The sequence below is a fragment of the Synechococcus sp. W65.1 genome (assembly GCF_047461615.1).
In the GTDB taxonomy this organism is placed as follows: domain Bacteria; phylum Cyanobacteriota; class Cyanobacteriia; order Thermostichales; family Thermostichaceae; genus Thermostichus.
This window is the reverse complement of the sequence record NZ_JANSHI010000002.1, coordinates 180,422-200,926: the sequence shown is the minus strand read 5'-3', so window position 1 is coordinate 200,926 and position 20,505 is coordinate 180,422. Positions and strand designations below refer to the sequence as shown.

The following is a 20,505-nucleotide window of genomic DNA, read 5'->3' as shown; positions in this document are numbered from 1 at the left end:
AACGCATCAGCGGCGAACCTACTGGAGGGGTGACCCCCCGGAAAAATAGCTCGGTGCCAGACTCCACCACGCCCCCTCTCACCAAAAAGGGGCTGCTATTCCTGTTTGTTACTAGGGGCCTGCCGACGGTGCTTGAGGAGAGGGGGAACTGCTATGCAAGAAGGGTTGCACTGCTACGAATCCTAGTCCAAAAGAGCCCGCCACTAAGACGATAGCTGCTGCTATCCAAAGTAGGGGGGAGCCTTGGGAGCCATGGTGCTGCTTCTGCATACGCTGGTAGGCTTCGCTGGGATAGAGAGCTGGATTCCCCCTGCTCTGCATTAGCTCCTCTAGAGAAGGAAATTGGTACTTAGCCTGGGGCGAAGGGGGCGCGGCAGGGGTTTCAGGAGGAGGGCAGGTGGGAACAGCGGAGAAGTGGGCTTGGTGAAGCGACTCGGAAGGGGGCCCAGTTAAGCTCAAGGTAGGAGAGTAGCCATTGCTGGAGAAGGGTGAAGCTTCGCTGCGGGCTTGGCGCTGCTTAAGGCGATTGAGAAAGTCGTAGGGCGAGGAGGTTGGGTTATCCCTTCGCCAGGACGCTGTAGTAGCTTCTCTTTCGGAAGCAGCAGCTTGTTGACTTGAGTCAGCAAGCCGCAGGTTAAGTTGCTGCAGGCGCTTTAGGATCTGGCCCACGTGTCCCTGAATTTCTTGCTCGAGGGCGGCAATTTCTCCAGACAACTGCTGATGCAGGGTGCGCAAGCGCTGATTTTCCAAGGAGAGGCGGCTTACCTGTTGACGGGCAGACTCCAGCTCTTCGGCCATTTGTTGATGTACCCGGAGCGGCACTGTCCCAGGCCTAGGCTCAGTTTCCAGGGCCTCGGGAGAGGGAAAGCTGTTGCTGCTAGGAGCTACAGAGAGGCTGGAAGCCCGAAAGTTGTGTTGCATAAGACCTACACTGTGAAATCTGGATCTTCTAAGGGTAGTGCTAAACGCCGCCTACCCCCGCCTGCCTAGCGCTAGGCCTAGGGCAAGCAGCGATTGCTACCCCAAGCATAGCGCCAAGCGTTGCAAATGGGAGCCCCTGGAGAGCATTTTCTCTACTTTGTGCTCCCTTCTGAAGCAAGGGAGTCCTGGAGGAGGCGCTCTAAATCCTGGCGCGACGGTCGTTCCAACTGCTCTAATTGTTCCAACTCGTGAGCAAAGTCTTTGATGTCTCGAAACCGACGATACACAGAGGCAAAGCGCAAGTAGGCCACCTCACTCAAGTGCCGCAGGCGCTCCAAAACCATCTCGCCAATGCGGAGGGTGGTTACTTCCTGCACATCTTCTAATTGGAGCTTCTCTTCGATCTCGTTGACCAGCTCTTCCATTTGCTTAAGGGTCACGGGAGTTTTCTCACAGGCGCGCATCACCCCCTGTAAGATCTTGTTGCGGTTAAAACTCTCCCGGGATCCATCCCGTTTAATGACCATGATGGGCATGAATTCGATGCGCTCATAGGTGGTGAAGCGATAGCCACAGGACATGCATTCCCGCCGCCGCCGCACGCTTTGGCCACCTTCTGCCGAACGGGACTCCAAAACACGGATTTCTTGCTTGCCGCAGCGGGGACATTTCATGACGTGGGCTCCTTAGAACCAAGCAGCACGCGAAAAAGGGTCTCCAATTCTAGTGAATACCAAACAGCAGACCCAGGGAGTTGCCCCTAGGCATTGGACGTGGACTCCCACCAAGCAGCGGCTTGCGCTTGGATTTGGGCTTTGATCCCTGGCTGCAGGCGATCCAGGTGGGCTAGTACCCATTTCATCCTTCCCAGAGGAAGCAAGAGAGAACGATGGCGCAACAGGAAATCCCAGTAGAAGGTATTGAAGGGACAGGCCCGTTCGCCAACCTTCTCGCTGGGATTGTAGCGGCAGCGGCGGCAGTAGTCACTCATTTTGCAAATGTACTGGGCAGAAGCGGCGTAGGGCTTGGTGGAAAGCATGCCGCCGTCGGCAAAAAGGCCCATGCCGATGACGTTGGGCTGCATCACCCAGTCGTAGCTGTCGATGAAGACCTCGTGAAACCAGGCTTCTACAGCTTGGGGCTGGATGCCGGCAATGAGCGAGAAATTGCTGAGTACCATCAGCCGCTGGATGTGATGGGCGTAGCCGTGGCGACGAATCTGGCCGAGGGTGTGCCGCAGACAGGCCATGTCGGTTTCGCCCGTCCAGAAGAACTGGGGCAGGGGGCGGTGGTGGCCGAAGAAGTTCTTCTGGGCATAGCCGTTGGGCATTTGGTATTCGTAGAAGCCGCGCAGGTATTCTCGCCAGCCCAGGATCTGGCGGATGAAGCCTTCGGCCGAAGGGAGGGGGATCCCGCCGCGATGGTAGGCCTGCTCGGCAGCAGCGATGACTTCGTGGGGGGTGAGAAGTCCTAGGTTGAGGTAGGGCGAAAGGAGGGAGTGGTAGAGGAAGTCTTCCCCGGCTTGCATGGCGTCCTGCCAAGGACCGAAGTAAGGCAGGCGGTGTTGAATGAAGTCCTCAAGCACCTGCAAGGCTTGGGTGCGAGTAACAGCCCAGCCAAAGCCTTCCAGGGATCCGAAGTGGTGGCCGTAACGTTGCCGCACTTTCTCCATCACCGCCTGAGTGATGGCATCGGGGGGAAACGTCAAAGGGGGAGGGTAGCGCCGGCCAGGCTGGGGAGGCTGGCGGTTTTCCCGGTCGTAATTCCAGCGCCCGCCGAGGGGCTGGGAGCCGTCCATCAGAATGCGGAAGCGTTTGCGCCCTTGACGGTAGAAGTCCTCTAGGAGGAGGCGCTTGCGGCCTAGGGCCCAGTCGATAAATTGGCGAGCTGTCCATAGGAAGTGGTTGTTTTCTAGGACTAGGAGCGGGCAGGGGAGGACGGATCTTAGCTTTTCCACCTCCTCGCGGACAGGGATGTCGGCGGGCTGCATGAGGCGGATTTGTTGCAACCGGTTTTGCCTGGCCCAGGCTTGTAGAGGCTCGGCATAGCCCTCGGCTTCCACATAGGTGACGGGGTGGCCACGCTGCTGCAATTCCTGGGCAAAGTGGCGCATGGCCGACCAGACCAGGACCAGCTTTTGCTGGTGATGGTTGCGGGAGCTGGCCCAGGCGTGGGATTCGATGAAAAGAACGGGAACGCGGTGGGGGGGGTAGATCCGAGAGAGAGGCAAGGGCAGCTTGCTGCGGGTGGAGCTGATCGGGGAGGATCCAGACGCCTGTGGGACTAGAGGGTGGAACGGTCATGGGGAGGTGGGTATTGTCTAAGGGCAGCCCAAGTTGAGTGTAGCGTCGGGAATCAGGGCCAAGGCAATGGAGAGGGCATCCAGTTGGCTAGCGGAACCGGGGGGGATCCCTTTGCTCACGGCCTGGGCCGGACTGGGGATGGCGGCGCTGCTGCTGCTGCTGGTTTGGAACTGGAGTGATCCCCTGCCACCGGCCTGGGATGAGGCGCAGCACCTGTTGCAGGCGCAGGCATTTGGGGAGCACCTGCGGCGGTTTCGCTGGGAAGGGCTGTGGTGGCAGCAGTTTTTGCACTTGAACCAGCGCTACCCGCCTTTGGCCTATTGGCTGGGGATCCCGTTGGCAGCTCTGCACCCCTTTAGCCGAGCAGACGGGCAGTTGCTCAATTTGGCGTTGTTGGGGATCCTGACCCTGGCAACCCAGCGCCTGGGCCAGCGGATCTACCACTCCCAAGAAGTGGGCTGGCTAGCAGCAGCGCTGCTGGTGCTTTACCCAGGGATCGCGGCCCTGGCCCATGTGTACATGTTGGAGCTGCCGCTGGTGGTGGCGGTGACGTTGGCTTTTTGGGCGCTCTGGGCCTATGGGGAGGAGCCCTCCTGGTGGGGGGCGGTGGGGGTGGGGGCAGGGGTGGCGGCGGTGCTGCTGACCAAGTGGACAGGGGTGCTGTTTTTGCTACCGCCCCTGCTGGCTGTTCTGCTGGGGGTGAGGATCCCTTGGCTGGTGCGGCTGGCCCACCTGACCCTGGGGATGGGGGTCATGCTGCTCTTGTGCTGGCCCTGGTATGGAGCCAACTGGCTGTTTGTACTCAGCAACGGCTGGGCTTATGCCGAGACTGCCCACTACTACCTCACCTGCCCAGCGGGATCCCTGTGCTGGTGGACGGCCTATTTGCGCTTTTTGCCCCTGCAAACGAGCCCTTGGCTATGCCCCTTGCCGCTGCTTTCGCTCTGGGGATCCCCAAGCCGGCGGGAGGCTCTCCTCTGGGGCCTCTACAGCTCGGGCTACTTGATCTACACGCTGGTGGCCATCAAGGATGTGCGCTTTACGCTGCCGCTGTTGCCCCTGCTAGCTCTCCTCTCGGCGGGTGGGCTGGACAAAGTCTGGCGCTGGCTGGGGGAACGCTGGGGGCAAAAGGCGTTGCGCCAGGGAGTTGGCATAAGCCTAGCTCTGGGATCCCTGGCCCTCCTTAACCTGGGGCAGCCCCTCACTCCCGGCGTGGCTCCTCTCTGGAAAGGGATCCAAATGCGCTGGCATGGGCAGCACCCCCAGCAGGAGCTGACGAGATGGATTGGATCCCTGGTGCAGCCAGGCTTGACCACCACCCTAGGCGTCCTCCCCAACACCGAGTTGATTTCGTCTGAGACGCTCAGCTACCTGGCAGCTTTGCAGCGCTGGCCAATTACCTTCCGTAGTGCCGGGCAAACTCCCTGGCCGGAGGTGGAGCTGGCGCTCTTGGATGGGTTTGTGGACGCGGCAGGGGAGCAGGGAATTGTCGGCCCCTACGGTCCAGCCAAGGAGCAAATCCGGCAACTCCTAGACAAGAGTCCCGACTGGCAGCGGCAGCAGTTCGATCTGCCAGCGGTGGGCCGGCTGTACACCTACTTCCCCACCAAGCCCAGGGTTGTGCTGCAAGAGTTGCCCGCTCCGGCAGAGGAAGAGGAAGTGGAACTGCTGCAGCTCAAAGGAGGAACCCAAGCCTGGCGGCTGCAGTGGCAGGGGCCGGCTCAGGACTTGGCCCAAACCCTTGTCTGGGCGCGACTGGAAGATCCCCAGGGGCGGGTCTTGGCCAAGCGGGCCTGGGTGGTTGGCCAAAACCGCCTGCTGCTCTACGCCCCCGGCAGTTGGCAGGTGGAGGAGATCTTGGCCTGGCCAGAGCTAGCAACAAAAGAAGGAATCCTCCACCTGGAGTGGCAATCCCCCCAAGGAAGGCGCCGGTCTTTCAGTCAGGCTTGGAAGGGATCCCGCGGCGGGAAAGGGGGATCCCCTATTTCCCCAGGAGATCCCCTCTTTCTCCTACGACAGGCGGCCAAGGCGGCTGTGCAGGGAGATCTCGAGGCCCTCTCCCTTTACCTCAACGCCTGGACAACGTTGCAATATCCAACTTTTCTCACCGATCCGGACCGAGCTTTGATCCGCCAACTGCTAGAGGGAGAACGACACTGGGCAGCCGCCCAGGGCCAGCGGGAAAAGCAGATCCAAAGCCACTACGAGCTGGCATTGCTGGAGGTGGCTCTGTTGCGGCCGCAAGCAGCCCAGCAGCATTTTGAACAAATTGTCAAGTTGAATCCTGAAGACAACTGGGCACGGGCCTACTTGGCGTTTTTACGGGTCTTTTTTACCCGTGATTTCCAGGGCCTCCAGGGGCTGCGGCAAGAGCTGGTAAATGCTTTTCATCCTCTCTGCCAGAAAGCTGATCTGGATTGGAATTTAGAGGGGATCTGTGCTGCTCTTTTGCAAGAAAATCCAGCTCCATCTGAGAAACCTGAGATAGCAGGAAATCAGCAAAAGCCTTAGCCACAAGCGAAAGGCGCTTGGAGCGCAAATAGACCAGATACCAAAACCCCTGGATGGGAAACTCCTCCACATCCAAAATGGCTAAATGCTGTTGCCACCCCCCTAGAGCCAACACATGCTGGGACAAAACCGAAATGCCTAACCCGCCGATAATGCCCTGGCGAATGGCTTCGCTGCTGCCTATCTCCATGCGAATGTTGAGCTTTAAGTTGTGCTTGTCAAAGAGCCGCTCCACCGCCATGCGGGTGCCAGAACCGGGCTCGCGGGCCAAGAAGGGCTCTTGGGCAATGCGGGCCAAGGGGATCTGCTTTTGGCCTACCAAAGGATGGTGAATGGGGGCCATCACCACCAAGGGATTTTCCAGGAAAGGCTGGGCTACCACATCCAGATCCTCTGGCGGCATCCCCATCACGTAGAGGTCGTCCATGTTGTTACTCAGCCGCTCCAGAACTTGCTGCCGGTTTAGCACCTTCAGGGACACGTCGATACCGGGATACTGCTGGCAAAACGCCCCCAGCAGGCGAGGAATAAAGTACTTGGCAGTGGTGACGACCCCAATGCTCAGCCGCCCCTGTTTTAGTCCCTTCAGGTCAGCGAGGGTCATCTCCAATTGATTCAACTGCTCAAAGATTTTCTGGCAAGTCTGGTAAAGAGCCTGGCCGGCTTCTGTAAGGTAGAGCCGCTTGCCGACCTGCTCAAACAGGGGCAGCCCCACGGCTTTGCTGAGCTGCTTGATCTGCATCGAAATCGTAGGCTGGGTCAAGTACAACTCCTCAGCAGCGCGGGTAAAGCTGAGGTGACGGGCGGCAACCTCGAAGATTTGTAACTGGTGCAGCGTGAGCGTCTTCATGTTAATCAGAGGGTGCAATGACTTGCTCTTGAATCATAAACCAGGATCTATGTCTCCACGGGGCCAGCCCAGGGAAAGAAAACCAGCCGCCAAAAAACGCGGCCGGGAGGCCCTCGCCTTGGCTACGGGGTTTACTCCTCAGAGGACAACTTGAGGATCTGGCGCTGACGCATCCCTTGCCAACGCTGGATGAGGTGGCTGTCGATGCCAAACTGATCCAAGGCCTTCACCACCACAAAATCCACCAGATCTAGGATGGTGCGGGGTTGGTGGTACCAGGCCGGAATGGCGGGGACAATGCGCGCCCCTGCCTCTGCCAAGGTGGTCAGGTTGCGTAGGTGAATGAGGCTAAAGGGGGTTTCCCGGGGCACGATGACCAGGCGGCGGCCTTCCTTGAGCTGCACATCGGCAGCCCGCTCTAGCAGATCCGAACTCAAGCCAGCAGCCAGCTTGGCCACCGTGCCCATACTGCAAGGGATCACCAACATCCCCTGGGTGCGGTAGGAGCCGCTGGCAATGGCCGCCCCTAGGTCTTGCCAACGATAACAGACTAGGGATCCGCCCTCGCTTTCAGCCTGCTGTCGCCAAAACTGGGCCTGCTGCTGGGGATCCGCCGGCAAGGGCACTCCCTGCTCCCCCTGCCACACCTGGTAGGCCGCTTTGGAAACCACGACTTCGACGCGGTAATCCAGGCTAAGCAGAACGTGCAGGGCGCGCACGGCATAAAGCATCCCGGAGGCGCCCGATATGCCCAGGATGATTGGTGGGGAGGAGTTCAAGGGTAAGTGAGGAGAGGCTTCTATCGCTTCTATCTAATTTATCGACTTTATCGACTGGCCAGACCCACCGCTCTAGGCCTTGGGCTGAGCAATGTCAAACTCGGCATCGTAGTCGAAGTCCTCCTCTTCCTCAACCCATTCTTCCTCCAGCCTCTCGTCTGCTTCCAGCTCCTCCTCCAGGCGGAGCTTCTCCGGGTACTCCTCTTCCAGTTGCAGAGCAGCCTGCTTTTCCCGCCGCCGGAAGCGTTCTAAGGCAGCTGGCGTGATGAAGGGATAGGGCAGTCCTTGGGCCTGCGCCTCCTCGAGCGCCGCTCGGTAGCTCTCCACTTCTTTGATGTCGATTTTCCAGCCAGTAAGGCGGGCAGCTAGACGGACATTTTGTCCCTCTTTGCCAATGGCTAGACTAAGTTGGTCACTGGTAACCAGGACATGGGCTTGTTGGATCTCTGGATCCACCAGCCGCACCTCCACCACCTTAGCTGGGCTGAGGGCGTTGGCAATGTAGGTGGCCGGATCCGGCGACCAGCGAATAACGTCAATTTTCTCGTTGCGCAGCTCCGCCACTACGGCCTGGATGCGGGATCCCTTTGCCCCAATGCAGGCCCCCACTGGATCCACATCCCGCTCTAGGGTATCGACGGCAATCTTGGTGCGCGGTCCCACGTTGCGGGAAGGTGGGTTGGCTTCTCGGGCCACAGCCACGATGCGCACGATGTCCTCTTCAATCTCCGGCACCTCATTGGCAAATAGGTTGACCACTAGGCCAGCATCAGCCCGGGAAACCAAAAGCTGGGGCCCCCGCCGGGATCCCTCGTGGACTTTTTTGAGGTAGACCTTCATCACCGCGTTGGGGACGTAGCGGTCGCTGGCCAGCTGCTCCTCCTTGGGCAGCGCAGCCTCCACCTCGGGCCGACCAAAACCGCTGGATACGGCCATGATCACGGTCTGCCCCTCCGTGCGCAGCACCCGTGCCTGCAACACGGTCTTTTCCAGGTCGCGAAACTCCTCCTGGATGAGGCGGCGCTGCTGGTCGCGCAACCTCTGGGCCAGCACCTGCTTGGTTTGGATAGCTGCCATGCGGCCAAACTCCGCCTGTTGGGGGGTGACGTCGTTGGTGACTTCCCAGCCAACTTCGGCTTCGGGGTAATCCTGCTGAACCTCGTACAGCGAGATCTCGTGATCCGGGTCCCGTACCTGCTCAACGATGGTTTTGGTGGCTAGAATGCGGAAGCCCCCTGCCTCCACATCCAGTTCCACCTCAAAGTTGCGGAAGTGGTCTTCTGGGAAAACGACGTCTCGCTGGATGGTTTTGCGGTAGCGCTCGTAGCCTTTGAGCAGCGCCTCTCGCAAGGCTTCAGTAACCACATGGCGGGGCAAGTTGCGCTCCCGCGAGATCATCTCCACCATTTCTGCCAAACCTGGCAGAGGTACCATTGCCATAGCCTATCCTCCTGAGGAAACTGGCAACTGGAATCCTAAAGGGGAAAAGCAGGGGCTACAGCTACTCGGCTTCGGCCTCGGAAAGGACAACCCGCTGCACTGAGGCGCGGGGCAACTGAACGCGCCGCCCTTTGAGGGAGAGGATAACTTTCTCCTCATCGCGACCCAACAGATGCCCTGACCAGACAGCTTTGCCCTTGTAGGGGGGATCCACCGTCACCTCCACTGCAAACCCTTTAAAGACGGTGAAGTCACGGTCGCTGATGAGAAGGTTGCTGATGCCGGGGCTAGAGACCTCCAGAACATAGTGCCCAGGGATGAGATCCACCCGATCCAGCTCTACTTCCAGGGCTTGGCTCATGGCTTCGCAGTCGGCATGGCTGGTTTCCCGCTCTGGATCCAAGGGGCGGATATCTACCCGCAGCACCGGCGGATACTGGTTGGTGTGGAAGGCTATTTGAACCAGTTGGTACCCCAGCCGCGCAGCCACAGGACGGGCCAAGCTCTCCAGCTGGGGGATAAGGGGGTGAACCATAGCCAATATCGCCAACTCGGTGGAATAGCCAGAGCCCAGCCCATGGAGCCAGAGCTGGCAGCAGGGGCATCTTCCCTCTGAAAAAGCAAAAAAGTGGGCGTTACCCACTCCCCCTTCTTATCGCGGAGGCTCTGCGGGATCCACCTGCAGCCTCAAGGGAGATCGCCCAGGCTTTTCCCTACATCAATTCTAAAGGATTCCGGCGGATTTTGCCAGAGGGATCCCTGAGGCCAGATCCGCAAAAGGCAGCCTCTATAATTGTGGACAGCCGCCGATTTGCCCAGGCACGCAGGGGTTTCCTATGACCGTTGCCTTTTCCTACCCCATTTTCGGCCCCAGCATTCCCTGCCCCCACTGTCGGCAGACCATTGCAGCCCTCACCCTGACCGATACCTATCTTTGCCCTCGTCACGGCGCCTTTGAGGCGGATCCCGAGCAGGAGGAGCTGGTTCACCTGCAGTCGGGGCGCCGCTGGCGTCTCTGGGAAGGCCGCTGGTATCGCCAACACACCCACCCCGATGGGATCCGCTTTGAGATCCACGAGGAGCTGGATCGCCTGCGCCTGCAGGGGATGCGGGCCACCCAGATTATCGTTGCCGAGCGCTATCGCCCCTTGCTCACCCCCTACCTAGACCAGGGATCCTCGCGTCGCCCTGGCCCCCCCCGCCTCTATGGTTTGCCGGTCAGCTTCAGCTCTCAGCTCCCCGAAGGTGCGGGCGGATCCCCCCAGCGCTGGCGAGTGATTAACTTTGAGCTCATCTGCGAGCCAGATCCGGTTGTGCGGCAGCTGCAGCTCTGTGACTGAGGCGTAGCGCGGGGCCCATGAATTGGTTCCAGCGGCTTGGCAGCAGTTTTCTGCTGGCTGGTCAGGTGATCCTACACCTCCTGCAGGGCCGTATCCACCGCCGCAACACCCTGGAGCAACTGGCAGCGGTGGGGTTGGACTCGCTGCTGATTGTTTTGATTACGGCGGTGGTGATTAGCGGCGTTTTCACCATCCAGGTAGCTCGAGAATTCCTCAACTTTGGGGCCTCTTCTCTAGTTGGGGGGGTTTTGGCCATTGCGCTTGCCCGCGAGCTGACGCCAGTGGTAACAGCGGTAATCCTAGCCGGACGCGTGGGATCCGCCTTTGCCGCAGAGCTAGGCACGATGAAGGTCACTGAGCAGATCGACGCCCTTTACCTGTTGCGCACCGATCCGGTGGACTACTTGGTGATCCCACGGGTGTTGGCGGCGGGGCTCATGCTGCCGGTGCTCACCATCCTCTCCCTGCTGACGGGGCTAGTTGGGGGAATGATTATCTGCGCTTCGGTTTACAACATTTCTTCTTCTGTCTTTCTTACCTCAGCGCAGACTCTCCTCACCGCTTGGGATTTAATCGTCTGTTGCTTGAAGGCGATGGTGTTTGGCGCGCTCATTGCCATTGTTGGCTCCAGCTGGGGCCTTTCCACGAGTGGGGGGGCCAAGGGGGTGGGGCGCTCCACCACGGATGCAGTTGTCACAGCGTTGCTGGGCGTGTTTGTAACCAACTTTCTGATTTCTTGGCTCGCCTTTCAGGGGCTAGGTAGCGCTCTTAGCCGCGCGCTGTAGCCCCTCTCTAGCGGCATTGTTGCTGGCGCGAGCGGCGGAGCAGGGGAAGTCCCATCACTGCCACCAAAGTTGCCAAGATGATCACGGTGGAGAGGGCGTTGATCTCCGGCGTCACTCCTCGCCGCGCCATGCTGTAGATCAAAATGGGCAGGGTCTGGCTTTCGGGGCCACTGGTGAAGAAGGAGATCACAAAGTCATCTATCGAAAGGGTAAAAGCCAGCAGAGCAGCAGCCAGGATCCCTGGCAGGGCAAGCGGCAGCGTGACGTGGCGCAGCTTCTGCCAGGTGTTGGCATAGAGGTCGTAGGCAGCTTCTTCCAAGGCAGGATCCAAAAGCTGGAGGCGGCTGCGCACAACAAGGGCCACAAAGGCAATCTGGAAGGTGACGTGGGCCAAGATCATCGTTCCCAAGCCCAGCTCAAACCAGCCGGTATAGGCGCGCACCAGCTGGTAAAACAGCAGCAGCCCAACGGCCATCACGATATCGGGGAGGGCTACTGGCAAAAGCAGCAGACCCTGCACCATCTTTTTGGCGGGGAAATGGTAGCGGTAGAGGCCGTAGCCTAATAGGGATCCCAGCAGCGTGCTAGCCAGGGTGCTGGCCCCTGCTAAGACAAAGGTATTTTGCGTTGCCTGCCAAACTGCGGCATTGCGAAAGAGAGCCAGGTACCAATCGAGGGTAAAGCCGGTCCACACCAGGCCAAAGCGGGCGCGGTTGAAGGAATAGACGGCAATGAGCAAAATCGGCAGGTAGAGAAAGCCATAGATGGCATAGCTCACGCCCCGTAGCCAGATGGGTCTTCTCACCAATCTGCCCTCCCTGCCGTCAAACTCCTGCCTTGCCAGAATCCACCTACCCCTTAAGTTTATAGACATCTCCCCTTTGGCAAACCGGGCCCTGCCTATAGCTGTCTCGGGGGAGGGGTGGTACTCAGAAGCTCTCGCCCAAAGGTAGGACTTGCTCTGCAGGTAGGCCCCTGGCAAGATCTGAAGCTGCGCGCCAGGGATTGCCTCTGCCTAGGTCTGGCAATGCCAAGAGGGAAGGGTGTCGTCTCGCTTGGCGGCAACTACCAGTGGGCTCTCCTCACTAGTTTGCTCCGAGGAAGTGACGCCTGGGGTGGGGATCCTTCTGGCGGGGTGGTAGGCGGTCAAAGGCCTCTGGTCCCCTTCGCGAGGCAAGTACTTTCAGAGCCGCAGTCGTTCCAACAGCTCCTGCTTTTGCAGCTCAAGCCAGCAACTGCAGGTGGCGCGGAGGCGTCTTTAGCCAGTCCTGGTAGCCCAGCAAACCCTCGCGAAAGCGGGTGGCCGCTTGCGACTGGTAGCGCTCGGGGTTGTAGGCTAGCCAAAGGGTGCGCCGTATCTGCAGCCCTTCCACCTCCAGCTTTTGCAGCCGCCCCTGCTCCAAGTCGGATCCCACGGCCGCCATTGACAGAAAAGCCACCCCTAGGCCGGCCTGGATGGCATTTTTGATAGCCTCAATGGAACTAAGCTCCAGCCGCACCTGCAACTGCGCAGGGTTAATGCCGTGGCGACTCAGGGCTCGGTCGATAGTCTGCCGCGTGGAGGATTGGGGATCCAGGGTAATAAAAGGCAGCGTCACCAAATCGCCTAGAGCAGGAGCAGCAGGGGTGCAGCCGGGGGCGCCAACCAAGACATACTCATCCTCTGCCACAGCAATTACCTTCAGATGCCGCTGCAACTCAAACGGGATCTCTCCCCCAACTACGGCCAGGTCTAAGCGACCGTCAACCAGCTTTTGAGCAATTCGCCGAGTGGATTGCACCAAGAGCTGCACAGCTATGCCGGGGTAGTAGCGGTGGTACTGGGCAATTAAAAAAGGCATCACATAGGTGCCTACCGTTTGGCTAGCCCCCAAGACCAACTGTCCCCTTCCCATCCCCTGCACTTCCGCCAGGGCCTGAACGGCCTCCCGGCAAAGCTTGAGGATGCGCTCGCTGTACTGAAGCAACACTTGCCCTGCATCCGTCAGCTCCACCTTGCGCCCGCTCCGGTCAAACAGCACTACCCCCAACTGGCGCTCCAGGTTCTGCACTTGCAAGCTAACCGCCGGCTGGGAGATGAATAGACTGTCAGCAGCCCGACGAAAACTTCCCTCCTGGGCAATGGCTTGGACGATGAGGAGCTGATCTAGGGTAAACGGCAATCCATCGGCCATAGAGAACTCCAACTGCCGGTGTGGATCCTCAAGGATCTGGCTGGCGGCGCCAAGAGCCCCCTCGAGATACCACTATAATGCGACCAATAAGGCAAAGTAATCAGAAGCCCTAGCGGGGGCCATAGGGGGCCCAATAGCCTCGGCCCTGCTGCTTTGCAGCATTGGCAGCTTCCTTGAGGATAAGTCCGTACTTGAGGCCATCCGTTTGCCTTGCTAGCAGGCCATGCCCCAAAAACAGCACCTCCTGGTTGATGAGGGTGTGGGCCTGCCAGACGTAGGCGGGCAGGGTTGGTCCAGGAGCAAGGGCCGGATCCAGCTCTAAGAGCACCTCGCGCCCCAGCAAAGTCGTTTTTAGGTATTGGCCGGCAGCGTAGATAGGCAGAGGGGTTTGCCGCCGCAGCTCTGTCCAAGTAGGGTTGATCCCCCCTGGCAAGGGATCGACCCCAATCAGGTGCACCAGCCGCGCCTGTAGGTCCCCTTCAATTTGCACAACCAGGGTGCTGGAGTCAACTACCCCAATGACTGCTGCCCGTTTGAGCTTGGCGAGATCGGGACGGGCCACTGGGGTCAGGCCCCAGGCAGGAGAGGCTGCAACCAGCAAGGGTACGGCCAGCAAGCTGCTCAGCCAACTTCGTCCATGGGGTAGAGACGGAACTAAGCGCAGGGATTTTTGCAGCATGGGCTTTACCTGTTCCAGGGCAGATTTGACGAGGGGGAGGGTTTCTACTGGGCCGCAAGGGGGGATCCGGCTACCTCGTCACTTTACAAAAAACTTGGGCCAAGGGGTCAGCTTGGCAGAATTTGCTGCTGTTTCCCTGGGCCGACCCCGTTGACCAGGACGGTCACCAAGCCCAGCCGGTTGCCCGCCAGAATATCCGTCCACCGGCGATCGCCTACTATGGCCACTGCCTCGACCGGCAAGCCCATGTGCGCCACAGCCTGTCGCAGGGCGCGCCGCGAGGGTTTGCCAGCCCCGTGAATGAAAGGTAGGTTCAAACGCTCGCCAATTTGCCGAATGCGGTTGCGGTTGAGGTTGTTGCTCACTAGCCAAATCTGAAAGTGGGGGCGCAACTGCTCTAGCCAAGCCGCTACTGCTGGATCCACCTCGGTCTGACGGCTCGGCACCAGCGTGTCGTCTACGTCAAAGATGATGCCCCTTACCTGCCAGGCCCGCAGCTCCTCTGTCTGCAGCTGCAAGACAGTGCCATCCACGACCACATCCGGCTGCAGGAGCTTAAACCAAGGCTTGCGAACCATCGCTAGGGACTTGTTGGCGAAGGAGGTTGCTGAAGTTGACTAAGAATTTGCCGTTGGGCCGCCTCGTGCTCCGCTAGGGTTCTGCTGAAAACGTGGGTGCCATCGTAGCGGGCCACAAAGTAGAGGTAGTCGGTCTCCTCAGGCTCTAAAACAGCTCTCAGGCTGGCCAGGCCAGGGTTGGCAATGGGGCCAGGAGGCAGGCCGGGGTTGAGGTAGGTGTTGTAGGGAGAGGGGGTGCGCACCTCGGCAAGGGTGAGACGGCGGGCTGGGGTTTGCTGGATGTTGAGGGCGTATTCTACGGTTGGGTCGGCAGCCAGCGGCATTCCTGCTTTGAGGCGGTTCAAAAAGACGCCTGCAATCAGGGCCCGCTCTTCTGACACTGCAGCCTCCCGCTCCACGATGCTCGCCAGGGTAACCCACTCGTGCAGCGAGAGAGGGGTGGCATGCTGCCGAAACAGGGGCAGGGCCACCTCGGCAAAGCGCTGCAGCATAGCGTTGATGACTAGCTCAGCCTTCTGGCGATCCGGCAGGGATCCCTCCAGCTGCTCGGCAGGGAAGAAATAGGTGTCGGGGAAGAGGTAGCCTTCTAGGGAGCTGAGGTTGGGAGGCAGCCAATCGAGGGGAGGGATCACACGAGCCGTGGCGATGAAGACCTCGGCTGGGATCCAATTGCGCTCGGCCAAAGCCTCCGCAATCTGTTGAATCCGCCAGCCCTCCGGGATGGTGAGCCGCCGTTGCAGAATGCGGCCCTGTCGCAGTTGCTGGGCCACTGCCAGCATGTCTTGGTTGGGATCCAGAGCGTAGGTGCCCGCCTGAAATAGCCAGTTGCGCCCCAAGGTGCGGCTCCACAGCTCCCAGGCCAGCGCCGAGCGGATCACCCCTGCTTGCTGGAGTTGTCTCCCAATCTGGCGGCTGCTGCTGCCCGGCTGAATCGTTACTTGGATTGGCTCTGAACCCCCCACTGGCTGAAGCCAGGTTTGCCATCGCCAGTAGCCCAATCCTCCTGATAGAACCAGCAGAAAAATCAAGCTCTGCCAAAAACGCTGGCTCCCACGCTTGCGGAGGTGCTGCACAGCAGCCAGGGGTGCCTCAGCGCTTTGCTTTGCAGCGCGCTTGGACGAGAGGGGATCCCTGGGCCCCTGAGCCGTCATCGCCTTCCTCTTTCCATGGCGGAAACCCTGCCCCAGCCTGCCTTGGTTGTCGGCAGCAAAATCATCATATCCTCCCCTGACCTCCAGCAAGTCGGAGCCCTAGGGAGAAGGCTTGTCGATCCCGTTGCTCCCCGAACTCCTTTGGCCAATCCAGGTGCCGATGGGCTCTCCCTGCACAGCCCGATAAATGTTGCCAGGGGTAGTCAAGTCAAAGACGACGATGGGGAGTTGGTTTTCCTTGCAGAGGGCAATGGCCGTACTATCCATCACCCGCAGATCGCGGGTCAGCACATCCTGGTAGCTGAGGACATCGTAGCGGCGGGCCTGGGGGTGAGTTTTGGGATCGGCATCGTAAACCCCGTCCACCTTGGTGGCCTTGAAAATGACTTCGGCGTCGATCTCCGCTGCTCGCAGGGCTGCCGTGGTGTCAGTGGTGAAGAAGGGGTTGCCGGAACCCGCCCCGAAGATCACCACCCGCCCTTTTTCCAGGTGACGAATGGCGCGGCGACGAATGTAAGGCTCTGCCACCTCCTGCATGGCAATGGCCGTCTGCACGCGCGTCGGGATCCCGGCCCGCTCAATAGCATCCTGCAAGGCCAAGGCGTTGATGACGGTGGCCAACATGCCCACGTAATCAGCAGAGGCCTGATCCATTCCCTGCGCAGCCGCCTCTTGGCGCCCACGCCAGATGTTGCCCCCTCCCACCACAATGGCCACCTGTACCCCGGCTTGCACCACCGTGGCTACCTCGTTGGCAATGAAACTCAAAACCTTGGGGTCGATCCCGTAGGAACGATCCCCCATCAGGGCTTCGCCACTTAGCTTCAGGAGAATCCGTCGGTATTTCATAACTCCTCCGCTCCAGCCCACCCCTGCAATACAATAGCAGGTTTAGGGGAGAGCTCCCCGCCAGGGATCCAGCCCTAGAGGACAGGGCCGTTCCAAACCTCCTAGCCGCCGGCAGCCAGGGACTCTCCCAGCAAGCCTAGGCCAATGAGAACAAATCCCACGCCCGCCAGGGTTTTCATCCAACGTGGGGGGATAAGCTGCGCCACCCAGGCTCCGGCCCACACCTCGAGAAAGCTAGCGCTGATGAGGGCCGCAGCAGCCCCGCAGAAGATTACTGTCAGGTCTTGCGAGCGGGCACTGAGGAGCAGCGTAGCCAATTGGGTTTTGTCGCTCATTTCGGCCACCAGAATTGAGGCAAAGCTGACCAAAGCAGCCTGATTGGCTATTGGCCGGAGAGAAAAAGAGGAGGCTGGACTACCGTTTTCTCGGTTCACCACGTTCCTTTCTAGGCGAGCACTCTGCCACTCCCGCCACAGCACATAGACTCCGATCATTAAAAAGCCCACTCCCGCCGCCCACTCTACCCAGGCTGCCGGGATCACCTGACCTAGCCATCCCCCCAACAGGACACTGAGCAAGGTGGCGGTGACCAAGGCACTGGCCGAGCCAAAAAAGATGGCCCAGGGAGACTGGGACTGGGCGCTTAGAAGCAAGATTGCCAACTGGGTCTTGTCACCCATTTCCGCCACAAAAACCGTTAAAAAGGTAACCAGCCAAAGGCGCAGTGGCGATCCCTCTCCCAGGTTGTTCTCAGAAGCAGAGGTTACAAGAGGTAGCGGCAGGGCTAACCCCAACTGCTCCGGCCAAAAGGGCAGCAAAGCCATAGCACCCGCTTCCTAACCGCCTTCATTAGCTTACTGCATGGCCTAGCCGCTGGAGCTAGTCCCCTGCGGACGCAGGTAAGGTAGAAGAAGGACATCCACATTGGCAGCGCGCTATGACCACAACCCTTGAAGTGCCTAAGCGGGGCTTACCCGTTACCATCATCACCGGCTTTCTGGGGAGTGGGAAGACCACTCTCGTAAACCACATCCTCAGGAATCAAAAGGGAATGCGCACGGCGGTGCTGGTCAACGAGTTTGGGGAAATCGGCATCGACGGCGAGCTGATTATCTCCAGCGAAGAAGACCTAGTGGAGCTGAACAACGGCTGCATCTGCTGCACCATTCGCGATGACATTGTCGACAGCGTGCTGCGCCTGATGGAGCGCTCGGACAAAATCGACTATCTGGTGGTGGAAACCACTGGGCTGGCGGATCCCTTGCCGGTTGCCCTCACCTTCTTGGGACCGGAATTGCGGGATCTGACGCGGCTTGATTCGATTATCACCCTGGTGGATGCTAGCAACTTTGCCCCCGATCTGTTCCACAGCGACGTAGCCTACAGCCAAATTGCCTGTGGGGACGTCATCCTCCTCAACAAAACTGACCTCGTCGAAGCGGCAGAAATTGAGCGCTTGGAAAAACGCATCCGCGAGATCAAGGAAGATGCCCGCATCTTGCGCACGGTCAACAGCGTTGTTTCCCTAGAGCTCATCCTAGATACCGATCTGTTTCAGCCCAGCTCCCTGCCCCAGGAGGAAGCCCACGACGCTGAGCACGACCACGAACACGACCATGAGCATGGCCACTCGCACCGCAGCCACATCGAGGTTGAGGGTTTTAACTCCCTCTCCTTTGAAAGCGATCGGCCCTTCTCTCTGGACGCCTTCCAGAACTTTCTCAACGAGTTGCCTGAGGCGGTCTTTCGGGCCAAAGGGATCCTATGGTTTGAAGAAAGCCCAGAGCGGTATATCTTCCACCTCAGCGGCCGACGCTACACCCTCGGCAGCGATGAGTGGCCTCGCCAGCCCAAAAACCAGTTGGTGCTCATCGGCCAGCACCTCGATACGGCCAAGCTGCGGCAAAAGTTGGAAGCCTGTCTTGTCCCTGCGCCCGTCTAGGGCTAGGAGTTAGTCGGGCCCTGTTCCAGCAGCCTTGCGAGGGGAGCCTTGAGAGAGGGCATCCCGCCCATGGCCGACATTTTTGTGATGATCCGCAACCAAGCCAACAATGCCCTCACTTCCATCGAGGGGATCCCTTTTGTCGCCTTCTTGGAGCAGGAGGGGAAACGGATTGGGGAAGAAACCATCGAGTTAATCTACGCCGACGCCGGCTTTGATGACCTACCCGTTGGGGAATACATTGTGGGAGTACGGCACGGGCGGGTGGAACCGCCAAAAGCCACCTGCCCAGTAGTCATCAGGGCTGTCGATGAAGTTGTTTTGGTAACATTTACTTACCTTGAGCCCGAGCGGGTACTGCTGAACACTCGCATTGCTGTGGAAAAAAGGCTGTAACCATGACCGTTAAAGCAATCCCATCCCACTCCATCAAAGCTTTCCGCTATCGAGTGTTCTGTTTGGGACAGGATCTCTGGAAAGCCCAGGATCCAATTAGCCGTGCCAATTTGGCCCTGCAACTGGCCGATGCCGCTACAACCTTGGCCCGCCTGGAAGTCCAAGCTGCCCAGGCTCAGCTTTCCCACTCTCTCCCGAAAGCAGGCCCTCGCTAGGGATCCCGTCTACTCCCATTCGATGGTGCCCGGAGGCTTAGAGGTGATGTCGTAGACCACCCGGTTGACACCCGGGACCTCGTTGACGATGCGGTTAGAGATGGTGGCCAAGAGGTCGTAGGGCACCCTGGCCCAGTCTGCCGTCATGCCGTCCTCGCTGGTAACCAACCGCACCACTACCGGGCAAGCATAGGTGCGCTTGTCTCCCATTACCCCCACCGAGCGCACTTCTGGCAGCAACACGGCAAAGGCTTGCCAGAGCTTGGAGTAGTAGCCAGAGCGGTTAATCTCTTGGCGAACAATTATGTCGGCCTCGCGCAGGATCTCCAGCCGCTCTTGGGTAACCTCTCCTACAATGCGGATGGCCAGCCCCGGCCCTGGAAAGGGGTGACGATTAACGATTTCTTCCGGCAGGCCCAAGGAGCGAGCCAGCTGCCGCACCTCATCCTTGAAGAGCTTGCGCAAGGGTTCTACCAGCTTAAAGCGCAGATTTTTCGGCAAGCCGCCGACATTGTGGTGGCTTTTGATCTTGACGGCAATCCGCTCCCCAGTTACCGGATCCACGTTGGTGTTGGCCGACTCGATCACATCCGGGTAGAGAGTGCCCTGGGCCAGGTACTCGAAAGGACCCAGCCGCTGCGACTCCTCCTCGAACACGCGAATGAACTCTGCCCCAATGCGCTTGCGTTTTTCTTCTGGGTCGGTAACCCCCTTCAACTGCTGGAGAAAGCGCTCTTGAGCATCTACATAGTGGACGGGGATGTGAAATTGCTCCTGGAAAAGGCGCAGCAGCCGCTGCGGCTCGCCCTTGCGCATAAACCCTTGGTCGATGAACACGCAGGTGAGCTGGTCGCCAATGGCCTTGTGCAGCAAGAAAGCCAGGGTGGAACTATCCACCCCGCCGGAGAGAGCCAGCAACACCTTCTTGTTGCCCACCTGGGCGCGAACCTCTCGGATGGCCTCCTCCAGAAAAGCCTCCGTGGTCCAGGTGGGCTCGCAGCGGCAGATGTGATAGACAAAATTGCGCATCAGGAAAGCGCCGCCCTCGGAGTGGGCCACCTCTGGGTGAAATTGCACTCCGTACAGACGACGGACGGGATCGGCGATGGCAGCAAAGGGAGTGTTGTCCGTGGCGGCCAGGGCGTGAAAGCCTGGCGGCAATTCAGTAACCACATCCCCATGGCTCATCCACACAGTGCTGTTTTCTGGCAGGTTGGTGAGCAGGTCAGTGGGATCCAAAACATGGAGGGCGGCGCGGCCATATTCGCCTTTGCGGGCAGGCTCTACCCGGCCCCCCAACTGTTGCACCATGAGCTGCATGCCGTAGCACACGCCCAAGGTGGGGATCCCCAGCTTCCAGATCTCCGGGTCGCAGGCGGGAGCACCCGGCTCGTAGACGGAGCTGGGGCCGCCGGAGAGGATAATGCCTTGGGGCCGCAGTTGCCGCAGTTGTTCGGCGGTGGTGCGGTAGGAGAGAATTTCCGAATAAACGCGGGCTTCACGGACGCGACGGGCAATCAGCTCCGAGTACTGGGAGCCAAAGTCGAGAATGACGATCATCTGGCGCTGCACCTTGAGGGGGGAGCCGGAAA

20 protein-coding genes and 1 pseudogene are annotated in these 20,505 nt (G+C 59.5%); 6 read left to right on the top strand and 15 right to left on the bottom strand.

Features of this window, described 5'->3' with window-relative positions:
* Positions 1-111: 111 nt before the first annotated feature.
* From NW806_RS02315 to NW806_RS02305, 3 genes are all read right to left on the bottom strand, one after another.
* Complete coding sequence (locus tag NW806_RS02315) at positions 112-798, bottom strand: hypothetical protein (RefSeq protein ID WP_414409858.1); 687 nt, start codon at positions 796-798, stop codon at positions 112-114.
* Positions 799-1,073: 275 nt separating this feature from the next.
* Positions 1,074-1,595 (bottom strand): transcriptional regulator NrdR, encoded by a 522-nt coding sequence (gene nrdR, locus NW806_RS02310; protein ID WP_414396609.1) that lies wholly within the window; start codon positions 1,593-1,595, stop codon positions 1,074-1,076.
* Positions 1,596-1,681: 86 nt separating this feature from the next.
* Entirely contained in the window at positions 1,682-3,151 is a 1,470-nt protein-coding gene (locus NW806_RS02305; RefSeq protein WP_414409857.1) for a cryptochrome/photolyase family protein, read from the bottom strand.
* A gap of 139 nt (positions 3,152-3,290) precedes the next feature.
* Here NW806_RS02305 and NW806_RS02300 point away from each other — a divergent pair.
* Positions 3,291-3,929 (top strand): annotated as a pseudogene (locus NW806_RS02300) (phospholipid carrier-dependent glycosyltransferase); the annotation flags it as partial.
* A 1,627-nt stretch (positions 3,930-5,556) separates the two neighbouring features.
* Here the strand turns inward: NW806_RS02300 and NW806_RS02295 are convergent.
* From NW806_RS02295 to rimP, 4 genes are all read right to left on the bottom strand, one after another.
* Entirely contained in the window at positions 5,557-6,585 is a 1,029-nt protein-coding gene (locus NW806_RS02295; protein WP_414409856.1) for a LysR substrate-binding domain-containing protein, read from the bottom strand.
* A 131-nt stretch (positions 6,586-6,716) separates the two neighbouring features.
* Positions 6,717-7,364, bottom strand: coding sequence for a flavin prenyltransferase UbiX (locus NW806_RS02290; protein ID WP_414396604.1), 648 nt, complete (start codon positions 7,362-7,364; stop codon positions 6,717-6,719).
* A 72-nt stretch (positions 7,365-7,436) separates the two neighbouring features.
* A complete protein-coding gene (gene nusA, locus NW806_RS02285; RefSeq protein WP_414396601.1) occupies positions 7,437-8,804 on the bottom strand; it encodes a transcription termination factor NusA in 1,368 nt (455 codons plus the stop codon).
* Positions 8,805-8,865: 61 nt separating this feature from the next.
* The gene (gene rimP, locus NW806_RS02280) at positions 8,866-9,339 is read right to left on the bottom strand and encodes a ribosome maturation factor RimP (protein WP_414396598.1); all 474 of its coding nucleotides are present in this window, start codon (positions 9,337-9,339) and stop codon (positions 8,866-8,868) included.
* Between the two features lie 301 nt (positions 9,340-9,640).
* Between rimP and NW806_RS02275 the strand changes: the two genes are divergently transcribed.
* Together NW806_RS02275 and NW806_RS02270 are read left to right on the top strand one after the other, a co-directional pair.
* Positions 9,641-10,144, top strand: coding sequence for a TIGR02652 family protein (locus NW806_RS02275; RefSeq protein ID WP_414406149.1), 504 nt, complete (start codon positions 9,641-9,643; stop codon positions 10,142-10,144).
* A 17-nt stretch (positions 10,145-10,161) separates the two neighbouring features.
* Positions 10,162-10,929 carry an MlaE family lipid ABC transporter permease subunit gene (locus NW806_RS02270; RefSeq protein ID WP_414396594.1) on the top strand — a complete coding sequence of 256 codons (768 nt, stop codon included), beginning with the start codon at positions 10,162-10,164 and terminating at the stop codon, positions 10,927-10,929.
* A 7-nt stretch (positions 10,930-10,936) separates the two neighbouring features.
* On the opposite strand, the gene NW806_RS02265 is transcribed toward NW806_RS02270, so the two are convergent.
* From NW806_RS02265 to NW806_RS02235, 7 genes are all read right to left on the bottom strand, one after another.
* A complete protein-coding gene (locus NW806_RS02265) occupies positions 10,937-11,734 on the bottom strand; it encodes an ABC transporter permease (protein ID WP_414409855.1) in 798 nt (265 codons plus the stop codon).
* 418 nt (positions 11,735-12,152) lie between these two features.
* Positions 12,153-13,103, bottom strand: coding sequence for a LysR substrate-binding domain-containing protein (locus tag NW806_RS02260; protein WP_414409854.1), 951 nt, complete (start codon positions 13,101-13,103; stop codon positions 12,153-12,155).
* Positions 13,104-13,212: 109 nt separating this feature from the next.
* A complete protein-coding gene (locus NW806_RS02255; RefSeq protein WP_414409853.1) occupies positions 13,213-13,782 on the bottom strand; it encodes a thermonuclease family protein in 570 nt (189 codons plus the stop codon).
* 107 nt (positions 13,783-13,889) lie between these two features.
* Positions 13,890-14,360 carry a YqeG family HAD IIIA-type phosphatase gene (locus tag NW806_RS02250; protein ID WP_414409852.1) on the bottom strand — a complete coding sequence of 157 codons (471 nt, stop codon included), beginning with the start codon at positions 14,358-14,360 and terminating at the stop codon, positions 13,890-13,892.
* A 2-nt stretch (positions 14,361-14,362) separates the two neighbouring features.
* Entirely contained in the window at positions 14,363-15,511 is a 1,149-nt protein-coding gene (mltG, locus tag NW806_RS02245; protein WP_414409851.1) for an endolytic transglycosylase MltG, read from the bottom strand.
* 99 nt (positions 15,512-15,610) lie between these two features.
* A complete protein-coding gene (gene pyrH / locus NW806_RS02240) occupies positions 15,611-16,360 on the bottom strand; it encodes a UMP kinase (RefSeq protein WP_414396578.1) in 750 nt (249 codons plus the stop codon).
* 101 nt (positions 16,361-16,461) lie between these two features.
* On the bottom strand, positions 16,462-17,184 hold the full coding sequence (locus tag NW806_RS02235; RefSeq protein WP_414409850.1) for a TMEM165/GDT1 family protein: 723 nt from the start codon (positions 17,182-17,184) through the stop codon (positions 16,462-16,464).
* Between the two features lie 113 nt (positions 17,185-17,297).
* Between NW806_RS02235 and NW806_RS02230 the strand changes: the two genes are divergently transcribed.
* From NW806_RS02230 to NW806_RS02220, 3 genes are all read left to right on the top strand, one after another.
* Entirely contained in the window at positions 17,298-18,302 is a 1,005-nt protein-coding gene (locus NW806_RS02230) for a CobW family GTP-binding protein (RefSeq protein ID WP_414409849.1), read from the top strand.
* A 69-nt stretch (positions 18,303-18,371) separates the two neighbouring features.
* Positions 18,372-18,698, top strand: coding sequence for a hypothetical protein (locus tag NW806_RS02225; protein WP_414396571.1), 327 nt, complete (start codon positions 18,372-18,374; stop codon positions 18,696-18,698).
* A gap of 2 nt (positions 18,699-18,700) precedes the next feature.
* On the top strand, positions 18,701-18,913 hold the full coding sequence (locus tag NW806_RS02220) for a hypothetical protein (protein ID WP_414396568.1): 213 nt from the start codon (positions 18,701-18,703) through the stop codon (positions 18,911-18,913).
* A gap of 9 nt (positions 18,914-18,922) precedes the next feature.
* On the opposite strand, the gene guaA is transcribed toward NW806_RS02220, so the two are convergent.
* Complete coding sequence (gene guaA / locus NW806_RS02215; RefSeq protein ID WP_414409848.1) at positions 18,923-20,473, bottom strand: glutamine-hydrolyzing GMP synthase; 1,551 nt, start codon at positions 20,471-20,473, stop codon at positions 18,923-18,925.
* Positions 20,474-20,505 lie beyond the last annotated feature (32 nt).

Excerpts from the sequence above, each read along its gene's own strand:
- NW806_RS02275 (WP_414406149.1), top strand. The coding sequence starts at position 9,641 with ATGACCGTTGCCTTTTCCTACCCCATTTTCGGCCCCAGCATTCCCTGC.
- NW806_RS02230 (WP_414409849.1), top strand. The coding sequence starts at position 17,298 with ATGACCACAACCCTTGAAGTGCCTAAGCGGGGCTTACCCGTTACCATC.
- mltG (WP_414409851.1), bottom strand. The coding sequence starts at position 15,511 with ATGACGGCTCAGGGGCCCAGGGATCCCCTCTCGTCCAAGCGCGCTGCA.
- NW806_RS02250 (WP_414409852.1), bottom strand. The coding sequence starts at position 14,360 with ATGGTTCGCAAGCCTTGGTTTAAGCTCCTGCAGCCGGATGTGGTCGTG.
- NW806_RS02295 (WP_414409856.1), bottom strand. The coding sequence starts at position 6,585 with ATGAAGACGCTCACGCTGCACCAGTTACAAATCTTCGAGGTTGCCGCC.
- guaA (WP_414409848.1), bottom strand. The coding sequence starts at position 20,473 with ATGATCGTCATTCTCGACTTTGGCTCCCAGTACTCGGAGCTGATTGCC.
- NW806_RS02270 (WP_414396594.1), top strand. The coding sequence starts at position 10,162 with ATGAATTGGTTCCAGCGGCTTGGCAGCAGTTTTCTGCTGGCTGGTCAG.
- NW806_RS02315 (WP_414409858.1), bottom strand. The coding sequence starts at position 798 with ATGGCCGAAGAGCTGGAGTCTGCCCGTCAACAGGTAAGCCGCCTCTCC.
- NW806_RS02235 (WP_414409850.1), bottom strand. The coding sequence starts at position 17,184 with ATGGCTTTGCTGCCCTTTTGGCCGGAGCAGTTGGGGTTAGCCCTGCCG.
- NW806_RS02225 (WP_414396571.1), top strand. The coding sequence starts at position 18,372 with ATGGCCGACATTTTTGTGATGATCCGCAACCAAGCCAACAATGCCCTC.
- NW806_RS02260 (WP_414409854.1), bottom strand. The coding sequence starts at position 13,103 with ATGGCCGATGGATTGCCGTTTACCCTAGATCAGCTCCTCATCGTCCAA.
- NW806_RS02220 (WP_414396568.1), top strand. The coding sequence starts at position 18,701 with ATGACCGTTAAAGCAATCCCATCCCACTCCATCAAAGCTTTCCGCTAT.
- NW806_RS02255 (WP_414409853.1), bottom strand. The coding sequence starts at position 13,782 with ATGCTGCAAAAATCCCTGCGCTTAGTTCCGTCTCTACCCCATGGACGA.
- nusA (WP_414396601.1), bottom strand. The coding sequence starts at position 8,804 with ATGGCAATGGTACCTCTGCCAGGTTTGGCAGAAATGGTGGAGATGATC.
- pyrH (WP_414396578.1), bottom strand. The coding sequence starts at position 16,360 with ATGAAATACCGACGGATTCTCCTGAAGCTAAGTGGCGAAGCCCTGATG.
- nrdR (WP_414396609.1), bottom strand. The coding sequence starts at position 1,595 with ATGAAATGTCCCCGCTGCGGCAAGCAAGAAATCCGTGTTTTGGAGTCC.
- rimP (WP_414396598.1), bottom strand. The coding sequence starts at position 9,339 with ATGGTTCACCCCCTTATCCCCCAGCTGGAGAGCTTGGCCCGTCCTGTG.